At 71.5% G+C, this 14686-nt stretch carries 9 protein-coding genes; 6 read left to right on the top strand and 3 right to left on the bottom strand.

Going from position 1 to position 14686, the window contains the following annotated elements; genetic code table 11:
* Positions 1-12: 12 nt before the first annotated feature.
* On the bottom strand, positions 13-1455 hold the full coding sequence (locus tag AC060L_RS04260; RefSeq protein ID WP_483797048.1) for an NF041680 family putative transposase: 1443 nt from the start codon (positions 1453-1455) through the stop codon (positions 13-15).
* A 125-nt stretch (positions 1456-1580) separates the two neighbouring features.
* Positions 1581-1784, bottom strand: a complete 204-nt coding sequence (locus AC060L_RS04255) for a cold-shock protein (protein WP_042388274.1) — start codon at positions 1782-1784, stop codon at positions 1581-1583.
* 468 nt (positions 1785-2252) lie between these two features.
* Here AC060L_RS04255 and AC060L_RS04250 point away from each other — a divergent pair, with 468 nt between their 5' ends.
* The 4 genes from AC060L_RS04250 (at position 2253) to AC060L_RS04235 (ending at position 7439) form a co-directional block, all read left to right on the top strand.
* Positions 2253-2477: a hypothetical protein gene (locus AC060L_RS04250; protein WP_483797046.1), complete on the top strand. Its 225-nt coding sequence runs from the start codon at positions 2253-2255 to the stop codon at positions 2475-2477.
* A 772-nt stretch (positions 2478-3249) separates the two neighbouring features.
* Positions 3250-6039 (top strand): AMP-binding protein, encoded by a 2790-nt coding sequence (locus AC060L_RS04245; RefSeq protein ID WP_483797045.1) that lies wholly within the window; start codon positions 3250-3252, stop codon positions 6037-6039.
* Entirely contained in the window at positions 6036-6959 is a 924-nt protein-coding gene (locus AC060L_RS04240; RefSeq protein WP_483797044.1) for an NAD-dependent epimerase/dehydratase family protein, read from the top strand. Before AC060L_RS04245 ends, AC060L_RS04240 begins: the two co-directional genes overlap by 4 nt.
* Positions 6960-6974: 15 nt before the next feature.
* Positions 6975-7439, top strand: coding sequence for a nuclear transport factor 2 family protein (locus AC060L_RS04235; RefSeq protein ID WP_483797043.1), 465 nt, complete (start codon positions 6975-6977; stop codon positions 7437-7439).
* A 64-nt stretch (positions 7440-7503) separates the two neighbouring features.
* Here the strand turns inward: AC060L_RS04235 and AC060L_RS04230 are convergent, their stop codons facing one another.
* Positions 7504-8730 (bottom strand): styrene monooxygenase/indole monooxygenase family protein, encoded by a 1227-nt coding sequence (locus tag AC060L_RS04230; RefSeq protein WP_483797042.1) that lies wholly within the window; start codon positions 8728-8730, stop codon positions 7504-7506.
* Positions 8731-9012: 282 nt separating this feature from the next.
* On the opposite strand from AC060L_RS04230, the gene AC060L_RS04225 reads away from it, so the two are divergent.
* Positions 9013-10152, top strand: coding sequence for an FAD-dependent oxidoreductase (locus AC060L_RS04225; protein ID WP_483797041.1), 1140 nt, complete (start codon positions 9013-9015; stop codon positions 10150-10152).
* 544 nt (positions 10153-10696) lie between these two features.
* On the top strand, positions 10697-14626 hold the full coding sequence (gene hrpA / locus AC060L_RS04220; protein ID WP_483797063.1) for an ATP-dependent RNA helicase HrpA: 3930 nt from the start codon (positions 10697-10699) through the stop codon (positions 14624-14626).
* The last annotated feature ends 60 nt before the right edge of the window (positions 14627-14686 follow it).

Raw genomic sequence — 14686 nt, 5'->3', positions numbered from 1 at the left:
CTTAGCTTGAAATTAAAGGTCGCCCCTTGGCTGTGTAGCCGAGGGGCTGTCCCTTATGTGTTGAGTTTTGCCGACGGGGTGGCGGGGTGCGGGGCTGCTGGTGCGGCCGCGAGGGCGGCCGGGGCCGGGGCGGGTGGCTTTCGGCGGTTTCGCGGGTGTGCCCAGGATCTTGCGGAGTCGGGGATAGCCGCGGCGGACCCGGCCGGGGGTGAGTTGATCTTGATTGAGGGGTTTCTCCCAGGGGCGGCGCAGGTCGTCGGTGAGGGGTCGGGCGAGGCGGAGCTGGGTGTATGCGGCCAGGATGAGCCAGACCCAGCGGTCGGCCTGGTCGGGGTTGCGCAGGCGGGGACGGGTCATCCCGAGGGACTGCTTCCAGAATCTGAAGGTGTGTTCGATGTCGAATCTTCTGAGGAAGATCCTCCACAGTCGGTCGACGTCGTGGGCTGTGGCGTCCGGGTCGGAGTGCCACAGCCATAGCGGCTTGGGGTCGCGGTTGCCGGGCAGGTGCTCGACCTGGAGGTGGACCAACGTGCCCTCGACGTTGGGCAGTTCGCCTATGTGATCGTGCCAGCCGCCCTGGCGGCGTTCCAGTTTGGGGTGCAGGCGTCCCCAAGCGCGGGCGGTCACGGCGCCGTACCGGTCGTGGCGGCTGGCCGATTCCTGGACGGGGGTGGCGTGGGTGGCCGGGTCGTCGAGCCGGAACCCCTCACCGTGACGGGGCCGGCGGCCGGGCCGGTCACCCTTGCGGCGGCCGGGCGGCTGGTACATGACCCGGTTGGCGCGGATGCGCCCGAGCAGCCGGACCGGTGCGTCGCGCAGCAGCCACGTCAACCGCACGATGTCGTAGCCGGAGTCCAGGACGATCAACACCTCGGGGTCGTCCTCGCGCCACTGCCCGGTCTGCCGCAGACGTAGGAGCAGGTCGCGGATCTGGGCGGCCGTGACCTCGGTAGGGTCGTCGTCAGGGGTGAGACGGACCGCGTCCAGGGGGCCGGTCCACGAGGAGCGTCCTGCGCCCAGCGCGACGGCGACCTGATAGGGCCAGCCCGGGATCGTCCGGCGGACCCCGTCGCACCGGCACGGCCGGTAGCAGTGCAGCCTGTCCGGGGAGCACTCCGCGTCCGGCCGCGGCCACGGTGTCACGTCGAGCGCGATCGAGAGCTGCCCGTCCGCGCCACGCGGAAGCGCGAGGCCGGCCAGGGCGATGCGCAGCCGGGCCACGTCCAGGCGGCCACGGGCGAGGGCGTCGTACATCGCTCCATGCCCGCGCCGGTGCACTGCCTCCAAGGAGAGCTCCGGCAGCGACACCACCGGGCCACCGGCGCACAGCACCGCGTCCGCCAGCTCGAACAAGGCATCAGCCCGCAAGGTCAGGCAGGAGTAGAACTCGCGGCGGAACCGCGACAACGCGGTCAGGGCCTCGACGCGCGCGGCGTCGTCTTGCAGACTGTCCATCACGGCCTTTGGGTAGATCCGTTGTCGACTTCAGCGAGAAGACACGATCACGCAAAGGCCGCCCAGCTGTCAGGCGAACGACGAACCCCGCCAAGAAATGATCTTGGCGGGGTTTAATTTCAAGCTTAGAGCGGGCGAATGTTCTCGGCCTGCGGGCCCTTCTGGCCCTGCGTGACGTCGAACTCGACCTTCTGGCCCTCGAGCAGCTCACGGAAGCCCTGGGCGTTGATGTTCGAGTAGTGGGCGAAGACGTCCGGGCCGCCACCCTCCTGCTCGATGAAGCCGAAGCCCTTTTCCGCGTTGAACCACTTCACAGTGCCATTAGCCATTAAAAAACTCCTTAGTGGGCAGTCCGAAACTCGCGCAGCGCGAGCCTCGCGTCGCCGCGATGGATGACCCGCCCGGTGAACGTCCGGGAAACAAAATGCGCCTGCGGTTATACCAGCAGGCGCACACAAAGTTCATGGGAACCACAACTGCAACTACCACGACTGTAGCAGGGTCCGATCCGTAACGGGGGTTTTCTCGGCGGCGACTTCAGAAAACGCAGCCGGCGCCGGACTCCGGGCCGGCCCTGAGGGGGGCGACCCGCCCGAGCGCCGCGGGCCCGCGCCGGGCGGCGGACGGCAGGCGCCGCAACGCCTCAGGTACGGGCCCGACGGCCCGAGAGCCCGGCTCCGGGGAGGGGGGCGAGTGCCGCTCGGGGCCGCTCGAACACCCCACGGGAAAACCAAGATCCAGAAAATTCGAGGCTCCGGAGCGCCCCAGCCCGCCGGATCAGGCGCATACTGGCACAGATGACGAATTCAGCGCCCCGGCGCCACCTCCCCACCAGTCCCTTCCGCGCCGCGGCGCCGCAGCCGGTCAAGCGATTCGCGGTCGGGGACCGGGTGTCACATGACGAATACGGCCTCGGCCGCACCATCGCTGTCGAAGGCGACGGGCAGATCGCAGTGCTCGTGGACTTCGGCTCGCGGCAGGAGCGGATCTCGGCACCCTTCGCCAAGCTCTTCCTGCTCTGATTCCCTGACGCCGGTTGATCCCCGCTTGACCACCCGGCTGTTCCCCGGCGTTTGCGTCCGTGCCGCCCGGCAGCAGCCGGTCGGCACATCGCTCTGGCGAGTGTGCTTTCGGTGATGTCCGCAAATTGCCAGATCATGGACATCCGGCTCCCGTTCCGGCTGATTTTCGACCAGTAAAAAGGGTCTCCGCCGGTTCGGGTTCAAACATGTCCGCATGCCGGCCGCAGGCCGGATCAGCCGCCTGACCAGCCGCGATGCCCTCGCACGCGCTCCCACGCGCACCGCGCACACGACTCCCGGCGGCCCCCAGCGGCTCCCACGAGCGGCCGTGGATCTCGATGCCCCCCCAGTGGGCTCCCGTGAGACCCCGCGAGACCCCGTCGCCGGCCTGTGTCCATCGGCCGACGCAGCGTCAAATCTGCTCCACGGAACCCACACAATTGATTTTATGATCATGTACCTGTCGCCGTGTTACTGTCTCTCCCGGCTTCAGCGCAGTCATGATCCAACTCAGCTCAGAGCTCGTCGAGTTCCACCACGGGGATGCACGTCTTTTCGTTCGCCACGGCGGCGCAGCGCAGCGCCGTCGCGCCTGGACCCTGCCTGCCCGGGCAAGGCCCCAGCGGCACCCGTCCCCCCGTCCGAGCCGGCTATGACCCAAGCCCGTCAGAGAGGCCCTCCGCCCGCCGCATCGTCGTGCTCCGGCCCAAGCCTGTTCGACCGGCGCCTGCCATGCGACTCCCCGCTCCCAGGGAAGGCAGTGCAAACAAGCATGTCCGCTTCACCCCGGAATATCGCCGAACTGCTGCTGCGCACCGCCATCGAGCACCCGGCCGCCGGACTGCGCTACTGCGCGGGCGGCGCTGACGGCGAGTACCGCTTCCAGAGCTATCCGGAGCTGCTGGAACAGGCCGGACGGGTCCTGGTCGGCCTGCGCGCCCGCGGGCTCCGGCCACGGGACCGGGTCGTGCTGTTACTGGACGACCAGCAGGACTTCCTGACCGCGTTCTGGGCCTGCCTGCTCGGCGGCCTCGTCCCCTGCCCGCTCACCCCGATACACGGCGACCCGGATCGCTGGTCGGCTCATCTCTCCTACGTGGACGGCCTGTTGGGCAATCCGCTGATCCTGACCAGCGAACCGCTCGCGGCCGAGCTGCCGCCGCTCGCCGGCCTGACCACGGCCGTCCTGGAGTCACTCTCCCAGGACGGCCCGCGCCCCGACGTCCATCGGGCGGCCCCGGAGGACACCGCGCTGCTCGTGCTGACCTCCGGCTCCACCGGCAACGCCAAGGCCGTGGTCCTCAGCCACGCCAACCTGCTGGCGTCCATGCGGGGCAAGAACGGCCACCACCGACTGACCGCGGCCGACACCAGCCTCAACTGGGTCTCCTTCGACCACGTGGCGGCGCTGCTGGAGTGCCACCTGCTGCCGCTCTCGGTCGGCGCCGACCAGCTGCACGTGCCCGCCCCGGTGGTCCTCGGCGAGCCGATGGAGTTCCTGCGGCTGCTCTCCCGCCACCGGGTCAGCATGACCTTCACCCCCAACTTCCTTCTCGGGCTGCTCAATTCATCTCCGGAGCCGACCCCGGCCGACGGTCTGGAACTGTCCGCGCTGCGCCAGGTCATCAGCGGCGGCGAGGCCGTGGTGGTGGCCACCGGGCAGGCCTTCCTGGCCCGCTTCGCGCCGTACGGCCTCGCGCCGACCGTGCTCTGGCCGGCCTTCGGCATGACCGAGACCTGCGCCGGCAGCATCTACTCGCAGGGCTTCCCCGAGACCGACCTCGGCCAGGAGTTCGCCAACCTGGGCACCCCCGTCGAGGGCCTGCGGATCCGGGTGGTGGACGGGCACGGCCAGGCGCTGCCGGCCGGCCGGGTCGGCGAACTGCAGCTCAGCGGGCCGATGATCACCAGCGGCTACCACGAGAACGAGCAGGCCACCCAGGACGCCTTCACTGCGGACGGCTGGTTCCGCAGCGGCGACCTCGGCCGGATCGACGACGGGCGGCTGACCCTCGTCGGGCGCAGCAAGGACAGCGTCATCGTCAACGGCGTCAACTACTACAGCCACGACATCGAGACCGCGCTGGAGCAGCTCGACGGCATCTCCCGCTCCTTCGTCGCCGCGTTCCCGACCCGCGCGGCACAGAGCGACACCGAGCAGCTGGTGATCGCGTTCCACACCGCGATACCGGCCGGCGACGAGAGCGCGCTGCACCGCCTGCTGATAGCCGTCCGCAGCACCGTCGTGATGCACTGGGGCTTCCGCCCGGCGCTGATCCTGCCGCTGCCCGAGGACGCGTTCCCGAAGACCAGCCTCGGCAAGATCCAGCGCGCCCTGATGCGCCGGCGGCTGGAGGCCGGCGAGTACCGGCCGACGGTGACGGCCGTCGCCGATCTGCTGCTGCGCCGGCTCGGCGGCTACACCGAGCCGCAGGGCGACACCGAGCGGGCGCTCGCGGAGATCTACGCCGAGATGTTCGACGCCGACCCGAAGAGCATCAGCGCGACCGCCAACTTCTTCGATCTGGGCGGCACTTCGCTGGACATCCTGCGGTTGCGCAGCAAGGTCGCCCAGCGCCTCGGCGTCCAGGACCTGCAGATCATCACCGTGCTGACGGCCCCCACCGTCCGCGCGCTGGCCGGCCGGCTCGCCGACCGCGACCGGGGCGAGCAGCCGTACGACCCGATCGTGCCGATGCAGCTCGGCGGCGACAAGACGCCGCTGTTCTGCGTGCACCCCGGGGTCGGCGAGGTGCTGGTCTTCGTCAACCTGGCCAGGTACTTCGCCGGCGACCGGCCGTTCCACGCACTGCGGGCCCGCGGCTTCAACCCGGGCGAGCGGCCGTTCACCACCTTCGAGGAGATGGTCGCCGTCTACGTGGCCGCGATCCGCGAGCGGCAGCCGCACGGGCCGTACGCGGTGGCCGGCTACTCCTACGGCGCCGCGGTGGCCTTCGAGATCGCCAAGACGCTGGAGCAGCAGGGCGAGCGGGTGGACTTCGTCGGCAGCTTCAACCTGCCGCCGCACATCAAGTACCGGATGGACGAGCTCGACTTCGTCGAGACCGCCGTCAACCTGGCCTTCTTCCTGGCGCTGATCGACCGGAGACAGGCGCTGGAACTGCCCGCGAGACTGCGCAGGCTCTCCAGGGAGCAGCAGCTGGCGTACCTCTTCGAGCACGCACCGCGCGACCGGGTGGCCGAACTCGACCTGACACCGGAGAAGTTCAGCGCCTGGGCGGAGCTCGCCGACGGCCTGACCACGCTCGGCCGCAACTACCGGCCCAGCGGCACGGTCAGGTCGATGTCGGTGTTCTACGCGACCCCGCTGCGCGGCAGCAAGCAGGACTGGCTGGAGCAGGAACTGCACCGCTGGGACGAACACAGCCGCGAGCCGAACCGCTACCTGGACGTCCCCGGCGAGCACTACACGCTGATGGGCCCCCGGCACGTCGCGGTCTTCCAGTCGATCCTGCGCGGCGAGCTCGACCGGGCGATGGCCGAGGCCGACGCGGCGCGCGCCACCGGGACGACCCGTACGACAACCGAGGAGAGTCAGTGAAGGGCGCGAAGATCCTGGTCACCGGCGGCACCGGACAGGTGGCCCGGCCGGTGGCCGAGAGCCTGGCCGAGCAGAACGAGGTCTGGTGCCTGGGCCGGTTCGGCACCCCGGGCGTGGAGCAGGAGCTGACCGCGCGCGGCATCCGGACCTGGCACTGGGACATGGACGACACCGGCCCGGACCCCCTGAAGGGCCTCCCGCAGGACTTCACGCACGTGATCCACTCCGCGGTGCGGCGCGGCGAGGACGGCGACTTCAACGCCGCCGTCGAGGTCAACGCGACGGCCGCAGGCCGCCTCATGACGCACTGCCGGACCGCGACGGCGTTCCTCTACGTCTCGACTGGCGCCGTCTACGCCCGCCGGACGCTGGACCACAGGTACACCGAGTCCGACCCGATCGACGGCGTGGCCGACTGGCTGCCCGCCTACCCGGTGGGCAAGATCGCCACCGAGGGTGCGGTCCGGGCCTTCGCCCGGGTGCTGGGGCTGCCGACCACCATCGCGCGGCTCAACATCGCCTACGGGCCCGGCGGTTACGGCGGCGTTCCGATGCTGTACTTCAAGCGGATGCTGGCCGGTGAGCCGATCCCGGTGCCGCTCGACGGCCAGAACTGGTGCTCGCTGCTGTACACCGACGACCTGGTGGCCCAGGTCCCGCAGTTGTGGCAGGCGGCCGCCGACCCGGCGACGCTGGTCAACTGGGGCGGTGACGAATCGGTCGGCGTGACCGACTGCATCCGCCACCTGGAGCAGCTCACCGGCGTCACGGCGAACCTGGTGCCCAGCGAAGTCACCCGCGAGACCTACCAGTTCGACCCGACCCGGCGCCGCGAGCTGACCGGCCCGTGCCGGGTCGGCTGGCGCGACGGCATCCGCCGCACCCTCGCCGCGCTGTACCCCGAACACCTCAAGCACTGAAGGCGGTTGACTCCGATGACAGCCCAGCACGAGAACCCGCACGACGTCACGCGCGACGCCACGCACGGCGTCACGCAGGACGCCCCGCGCGACAACCTCGCAGCCGTCCGGGCCGCCTACCAGGCCTTTCGGGAGCGGGATGTGGCCGGCCTGCTCGCGGTGATGGACCCGGCGGTCGAGTGGGTGCACCCCGACGGCATGTCCCGCTACGGCCTCGGCGGCACCAAGCACGGCCACGCGGGCATCGGCGAGTTCCTGGCCCACGTGCCGACCGTGCTCGGCGGGATGCGGCTGGCGCCGGCGGAGTTCATCGAATCCGGCGACCGGGTGGTGGTGTTCGGCACCCGGGAGGTCAAGTCCCTCGGCGGGCGCACCGAGACGCTGCGGTTCGTCCACTCCTGGACCTTCCGCGACGGCCTGGCGATCCGGATGGAGGACGTCTTCGACACCATCCGGTTCGCCGAACTGATCGAGGGCTGACCCGAGTTCCGCCACTCGCGGTACGCACGCGCCGAGCCGGGGGGACGGGGGGACATCCCTCGGCTCAGCGCGTCGCCAGGTAGGCCTCGGTCAGCTCGGCCGTGGCCAGCCAGGCCGCGTGGTCGGCCGGTTCCGCGTACGTGTTGGCGAGCCTGCGCGCCACCGCCTCGTCCTGCGCCGCGGCCTCGAAGACCCGCCCCAGGTGCTCCGGCATGTCGAGCATCGCCGCGGTGAAGTCCACGCTGTGCCGGGCGTGTTGCCAGCACCGCTCGAAGGTGCGCGCCATCCACTCGGGCGTGAACGGCGCCTCGCCCAGCTCGACGATCTCCCGCAGGTAGCGCTCCGCCGCGCGCGCCGCGTTGTTCGCCCCCTGGCCGGCGATCGGGTCGTTGAGCACCAGCGTGTCGCCGAGGCCGAGCAGGTGCGGGCCGCCGTCGAGCCGGGCGACCGGATGCCGGACGGTCGGCGTCACGGCGCCGTACAAGTTGCCACCGGGATCGGTCGGTTCGGCGCCGGCGCACAGCTCGTACTCCCAGGGCAGCCGCTCGCGCAGCACGTCGAGGATCCGCGCGAGCTGTGCGGCCGGTCCGGGACGGTCGGCGAAGCAGTCCAGCGGCCCACCCGGGACGGCCTCCCAGAGCAGGATCTGGCACGTCCCCGAGACGGTCAGCGCGGGTTGCAGGTAGAGCTCGCCGACCCCGGGCAGCGCGTGCATCCGGGCCCGCGGCTCGGCCGCCGGGTCGGGTGAAGCCACCCCGTGCAGGTAGATGCAGGTCAGCGTGCGCTGCGGCCGGTCATACCGGGAGCGCGCGGCGTCCCGCTCGAAGAGCCCGGCCAGCTCGCCGCGACCGGCCGCGACCACGGTCAGCTCGTGCGCCTGGGCCAACTGCCGCAGCTGCGCCCGGTCCAGCGTGCGGTACTCGACCCGCCCGCCGCGCTCGGCGAACAGCTCCAGCCAGCCGGCCGTCTTCACCCGCTGGTCCACCGACTGCCCCGGCTCGTCCAGCGACATGGTGAAGGCCAGCGCCTGCGCCCCTGGCTCGGTTCGCGCGGCGAGCACCGCGCGCACCGAGCCGACCGCCGGCGTCCGATCCGCCCAGAGGTCCAGCCCGGCCGCGCGCTCGATCCGCAGCGCGGGCCCGAACATCGCCTGGGTGGAGAGCACCGGCCCGGACCGCAGCTGCTCCGGCGTGCGCGCGGCGACCAGCGTCACCGGGTAGCCCGCCGCCTGCAGGCCGAGCGCGAGCTGGAGACCGGCCTGCCCGGCTCCGACGATGGCGATCCGGCGCATCGGGACTCCCTGAAGGCGGCTGGCTGGAGACGGCTGGCTTGAGGCGGCCGACAGAGCGCTGATGGTACGTCAGTTCGGCACCCCCGCGAAGCCCGTGGCAGCGTGGCGCCCCGATTGATTCCAGCCATGTCAAGAACAGTCGGCCAACTCCGGTTGACATCTCGTCAGCTCGGGACGAGCATTGCCAACGAGCGTTGGCCAACAAGTGTTGGCATCGCCCGGGAGCAGTGCCACCCACGTCTCCCGGGCACGCAGGTCACAACGGCGCACAGGGAGATCACCATGCGGACCACCACCCAGGTCGCGATCGTCGGAGCCGGCCCCACCGGCCTCACCCTCGCCATCACGCTCGCCCAGGCCGGCATCGACTTCGTGCTGCTGGACGCGCTGTCCGAGGGCGCCACCAGCTCGCGCGCCGCCGTCGTGCACGCCCGCACCCTGGAGGTGCTGGAGGAGCTCGGCGCCGCCGAGCCGCTGGTCGCCCGCGGCCTGGCGATCAGCCGGTTCAGCATCCGCGAGCGGGGCCGGCGGCTGCTCACGGTGCCGTTCGACCGGCTGGCCACCCCGTACCCGTACACGCTGCTGATCGGGCAGAACGAGACCGAGGCGATGCTGCTGGCCCGGCTGCGCGCGCTCGGCGGCGACATCGAGCGGCCGCACCGGGTCGTCTCGGTGGCGCAGGACCCGGACGGCGTCACGCTGGTCACCAGCACCGGCGAGACGCTGCGCGCCGCCTACGTGGTCGGCGCGGACGGGATGCACAGCCTGGTCCGCGAGGCGGCCGGCATCGGCTTCACCGGCAGCGCGTACGAGGAGTCCTTCCTGCGCGCCGAAGTGCGGATGGACTGGGCGCCGGGCCGCGACGAGGTCTCGCTCAACCTGCACCGCGACGGCTGGACCTTCGTCGCCCCGCTGCCGGACGGCTACGTCCGGCTGGTCGCCTCGGTGGCGACCGCGCCGCACGAGCCCGGCCGGGAGTACCTCCAGCGGCTGCTCGACGAGCGCGCGCCCGGCCAGGCGCGGATCCTCGACGTGCAGCGCTCGGCCCGCTTCCGGATCCAGCACCGGGTCGCCGACCACTACCGGGCCGGCCGGCTGCTGCTGGCGGGGGACGCGGCGCACGTGCACAGCCCGGCCGGCGGCCAGGGCATGAACACCGGCATCCAGGACGCGCACGCGCTCGGGCTCGCGCTGCGCCGCGCGCTGGCCGAGCGGAGCGGGACGGCGCTGGACGAGTACGAGGCGCGCCGCCGCCCGATCGCGCAGCACGTGGTGACCGTCACGGACCGGATGACCAAGATCGCCGGCACCGACCGCGCCCCGGCCCGCCTGCTGCGCAAGGCCGTGCTCCCGCTGATCGGCCGCCTGCCGGTGCTGCTCGGCCGGATGGCCACCGAGATGGCCGAGCTGAACTACCGCTGAGCCGCACCACCCCTGCCGACCCCGGCCCCAGGCCCCGCACGCCTGCACCCCCTGCGGCACCGCCTCGCATCACCTGCCGGCTCCCGCCCCACCACCTTCCCTCCCCGCACCTGCCGCCCCCGGCCCCGGCCCCGCCACACCTGCGGTCCCCACCCCGCGGCCCCACCCCCGCCCGCCCGGCCGAGCGGACAGCTGCCATCCCCGTCCTGCCGCCCCCGGATGTGACACTTGATCCGCCGAGTAGCGCGCAGAAACCGAGGTGCGGCAGTCCGCCCCTCCTTGCGAACCTAGAGGGATGCCCGCAGTGAGTTCTCCCGCAGCCCAGCCGTCGAGCGACCAGCCGTCGTCGGTCCTGGCCTCCCCCGACGCGCCCGCGGCAGCCACCGCGGACCCGGCACCGGACGCGCCCCAAGCACCCCAAGCACCCCAGGAGCCCCAGCCCCAGGAAGCCCAGGCACCGAAGGAGCCCAGGGCAACAAGGGCATCCAAGGCCCCCCGGGCCGCCAAGGCAGCCCAGGCCCCCGCCACCCCCCAGGCGCCCGGCATCAGCGAGCTGGCCACCCGGCTGCCCGAGCTCACCCTGCGCGACCAGCAGCGCCTCGGCCGCCGGCTGGACGGCGCCCGCCGGGTCCGCCAGCCCGCGGCCCGCGAGAAGATCGCCGCCGAGCTGGCCGCCGAGTTCGCGAAGGCGGAGCTGCGCGTCGAGCAGCGCCGCGCAGCCGTCCCGACGATCAGCTACCCGGCCGAGCTGCCGGTCAGCCAGAAGAAGGACGAGATCCTGGCCGCGATCCGCGACCACCAGGTGGTGATCGTCGCGGGCGAGACCGGCTCCGGCAAGACCACCCAGATCCCCAAGATCTGCCTGGAGCTCGGCCGTGGCGTCAAGGGCCTGGTCGGCCACACCCAGCCGCGCCGGATCGCCGCCCGCACGGTCGCCGAGCGGGTCGCCGAGGAGATGCGCACCCCGCTCGGCGAGGCGGTCGGCTGGAAGGTCCGGTTCACCGACCAGGTCGGCCAGGACACCCTGGTCAAGCTTATGACCGACGGCATCCTGCTCGCCGAGATCCAGACCGACCGCGAGCTGCGCCAGTACGACACCCTGATCATCGACGAGGCGCACGAGCGCAGCCTCAACATCGACTTCATCCTCGGCTACCTCAAGCAGCTGCTCCCGCGCCGCCCCGACCTGAAGGTGGTCATCACCTCCGCGACCATCGACCCGGAGCGCTTCGCCCGCCACTTCGGCGACGCCCCGATCGTCGAGGTCTCCGGCCGCACCTACCCGGTGGAGGTCCGCTACCGCCCGCTGCTCGACGAGGCGGCGGACGAGGACGACGACACGACCGACCTCGACCGCGACCGCGACCAGGTGCAGGCGATCTGCGAGGCCGCCCAGGAGCTCCAGGCCGAGGGGCCGGGCGACATCCTCGTCTTCCTCTCCGGCGAGCGCGAGATCCGCGACACCGCCGACGCGCTCGACAAGCTCAAACTCAGGTCCACCGAGGTGCTGCCGCTCTACGCCCGGCTCTCCTCGGCCGAGCAGCACCGGGTCTTCCAGCGCTCCGGCTCGCGCCGGATCGTGCTCGCCACCAACGTGGCCGAGACCTCGCTGACGGTGCCCGGCATCAAGTACGTGATCGACCCGGGCACCGCCCGGATCTCCCGCTACAGCCACCGCACCAAGGTCCAGCGGCTGCCGATCGAGGCGATCAGCCAGGCCAGCGCCAACCAGCGCAAGGGCCGCTGCGGCCGTACCAGCGACGGCATCTGCATCCGGCTCTACTCGGAGGAGGACTTCCTCGCCCGCCCCGAGTTCACCGACGCCGAGATCCTGCGCACCAACCTCGCCTCGGTGATCCTGCAGATGACCGCGGCCGGCCTCGGCGACATCTCCGCGTTCCCGTTCCTCGACCCGCCGGACTCGCGCAACATCAAGGACGGCGTCAACCTGCTGCACGAGCTCGGCGCGCTCGACCCGGCCGAGAAGGACCTGCGCAAGCGCCTCACCCCGCTGGGCCGCAAGCTGGCCCAGCTCCCGGTCGACCCGCGGCTCGCCCGGATGGTGCTGGAGGCGGACAAGAACGGCTGCGTGCGCGACGTCATGGTGATCGCCGCCGCGCTCTCCATCCAGGACCCGCGCGAGCGCCCGACCGAGAAGCGCCAGGCGGCCGACGAGCGGCACCGCCGGTTCAACTCCGAGACCTCCGACTTCCTCGCCTACCTGGCGATGTGGCGCTACGTGAAGGAGCAGCAGAAGGAGCTCTCCTCCTCGGCGTTCCGCCGGATGTGCAAGGCGGAGTTCCTGAACTACCTGCGGATACGGGAGTGGCAGGACATCTACACCCAGCTGCGCACGGTCGCCAAGCAGCTCGGCGTCACCATCGAGGAGCCCCACCCGGACGCGGAGCCGGACGCCGACCGGATCCACCAGTCGCTGCTCGCCGGTCTGCTCTCGCACCTGGGCCTGTACGACGTGGAGAAGCGCGAGTACGGCGGCGCCCGCGGCGCGCGCTTCGCGGTCTTCCCCGGCTCGGGCCTGTTCAAGAAGCCGCCGCGCTGGGTGATGTCCGCCGAGCTGGTGGAGACCTCCCGGCTCTGGGCCCGGATCAACGCCAAGATCGAGCCCGAGTGGGTGGAGCCGCTGGCCGGCCACCTGATCAAGAAGACGTACAGCGAGCCGCACTGGGAGAAGAAGGCCGGCGCGGTGATGGCCTTCGAGCGGGTGACGCTCTACGGCATGCCGATCGTCGCCCAGCGCCGGGTCAACTTCGGCCGGATCGACCCGGAGCTCTGCCGCGAGCTGTTCATCCGCAACGCGCTGGTCGAGGGCGACTGGGAGACCCACCACGACTTCTTCGCGGCCAACCGCCGGATGCTCGGCGAGGTCGAGGAGCTGGAGAACCGGGCCCGCCGCCGGGACATCCTGGTGGACGACCAGACCCTCTTCGACTTCTACGACGCCCGGCTGCCGGAGGAGATCGTCTCCACCCGGCACTTCGACTCCTGGTGGAAGAAGACCCGGCACGACCAGCCCGACCTGCTCAACTTCGAGAAGTCGATGCTGATCAACGACGCCGCCGACGGCGTGGTGGAGGCCGACTACCCGGACTACTGGCAGCAGGGCAAGCTCCGGTTCAAGCTGACGTACCAGTTCGAGCCGGGCAGCGACGCGGACGGCGTGACCGTGCACATCCCGCTGCCGGTGCTCAACCAGGTCACCTCGGAGGGCTTCGACTGGCAGATCCCGGGCCTGCGCGGCGAGCTGGTGACGGCGTACATCCGCGCGCTGCCCAAGGCGATCCGGCGCAACTTCGTGCCGGCCCCGGACTTCGCCAGGGCCGCGCTGCGCGAGATGACGAACCGCCAGGAGCCGCTGCTGCCGACCCTGGAGCGGATCCTGCACCGGATGTCCGGCATCCCGATCCCGCCGGACGCCTGGGACGACGAACGGGTCCCCGACCACCTCAAGGTGACGTTCCGGGTGGTGGACGGCAAGCGCAAGCTCGCCGAGGCCAAGGACCTCGAGGAGCTGCGGCTGCGGCTCCAGCCCAAGCTGAAGGAGACGCTCTCCTCGGCCGCCTCCGGCCAGGGCATCGAGCGCACCGGCCTGACCGCCTGGCCCAGCGGGCTGCCGCTGCTCCAGCGCACCTTCGAGCAGCGCTCGCGCGGCCACTCGCTGCGCGCCTACCCGGCCTTCACGGACGAGCGGGACAGCGTGGCGATCCGGCTCTTCGAGACGCCGCAGGCCCAGGAGCAGGCGATGTGGGAGGGCAGCCGCCGGCTGCTCCAGCTGGTCACCACCTCGCCGGCCAAGGCGATCCAGGCCCGGCTCGGCAACCAGGCCAAGCTCGCGCTCTCCTACAACCCGCACGGCTCGGTCCCGGCGCTCTTCGAGGACATCACGGCCTGCGCCACCGACCGCCTGATGGCGCTGAACGGCGGGCCGGCCTGGGACGAGGAGGCGTTCACCAAGCTCTACGACAAGGTCCGGGCCGATCTGTACGAGCTCTCCGCCGACACCACGCTGAAGACCGCGAGCGCGCTGATCGCCTTCCACCGGGCGTCGAACCGGCTGAAGACGGTCAGCAGCCCGGTGCTGCTCTCCGCGGTGAACGACATCAAGCTGCACCTGGCCTCGCTGGTCCACCCGGGCTTCGTGACCGGGACCGGCTGGCAGCGGCTGCCGGACGTCAAGCGGTACCTGATCGCGGTGGACCGGCGGCTGGAGGCGCTGCCCAACCACCCGCAGCGCGACCTGCAGCACCTGCTCAAGGTGCAGGACGTGCAGCGGGCCTACGGCGAGCTGCTGGCCGCCGTACCGGCCGGGCAGCAGCCCTCCGAGGCGGTCCGGCAGATCCGCTGGATGATCGAGGAGCTGCGGGTGAGCTTCTTCGCCCAGGGGCTGGGCACCCCGGCGCCGGTCTCCGAGAAGCGGATCCTCAAGGCGATGGACGCGGCCGCCGCCGCGCTCTGACGGCCCTTCGGCGGGGAGCCCCGGGCCCGCCCGGGCCCCCTGGTCATCGGCTCGCACAGC

The organism is Kitasatospora sp. NEAU-69 (assembly GCF_057158765.1).
Note: the sequence above shows the minus strand (reverse complement) of the source record. Positions and strands in the feature narration are given on the sequence as shown.

What these genes read in the sequence shown, in the direction of transcription:
- AC060L_RS04260 (WP_483797048.1), bottom strand. Translation starts at nt 1,455, where the DNA reads ATGGACAGTCTGCAAGACGACGCCGCGCGCGTCGAGGCCCTGACCGCG.
- AC060L_RS04255 (WP_042388274.1), bottom strand. Translation starts at nt 1,784, where the DNA reads ATGGCTAATGGCACTGTGAAGTGGTTCAACGCGGAAAAGGGCTTCGGC.
- AC060L_RS04250 (WP_483797046.1), top strand. Translation starts at nt 2,253, where the DNA reads ATGACGAATTCAGCGCCCCGGCGCCACCTCCCCACCAGTCCCTTCCGC.
- AC060L_RS04245 (WP_483797045.1), top strand. Translation starts at nt 3,250, where the DNA reads ATGTCCGCTTCACCCCGGAATATCGCCGAACTGCTGCTGCGCACCGCC.
- AC060L_RS04235 (WP_483797043.1), top strand. Translation starts at nt 6,975, where the DNA reads ATGACAGCCCAGCACGAGAACCCGCACGACGTCACGCGCGACGCCACG.
- AC060L_RS04230 (WP_483797042.1), bottom strand. Translation starts at nt 8,730, where the DNA reads ATGCGCCGGATCGCCATCGTCGGAGCCGGGCAGGCCGGTCTCCAGCTC.
- AC060L_RS04225 (WP_483797041.1), top strand. Translation starts at nt 9,013, where the DNA reads ATGCGGACCACCACCCAGGTCGCGATCGTCGGAGCCGGCCCCACCGGC.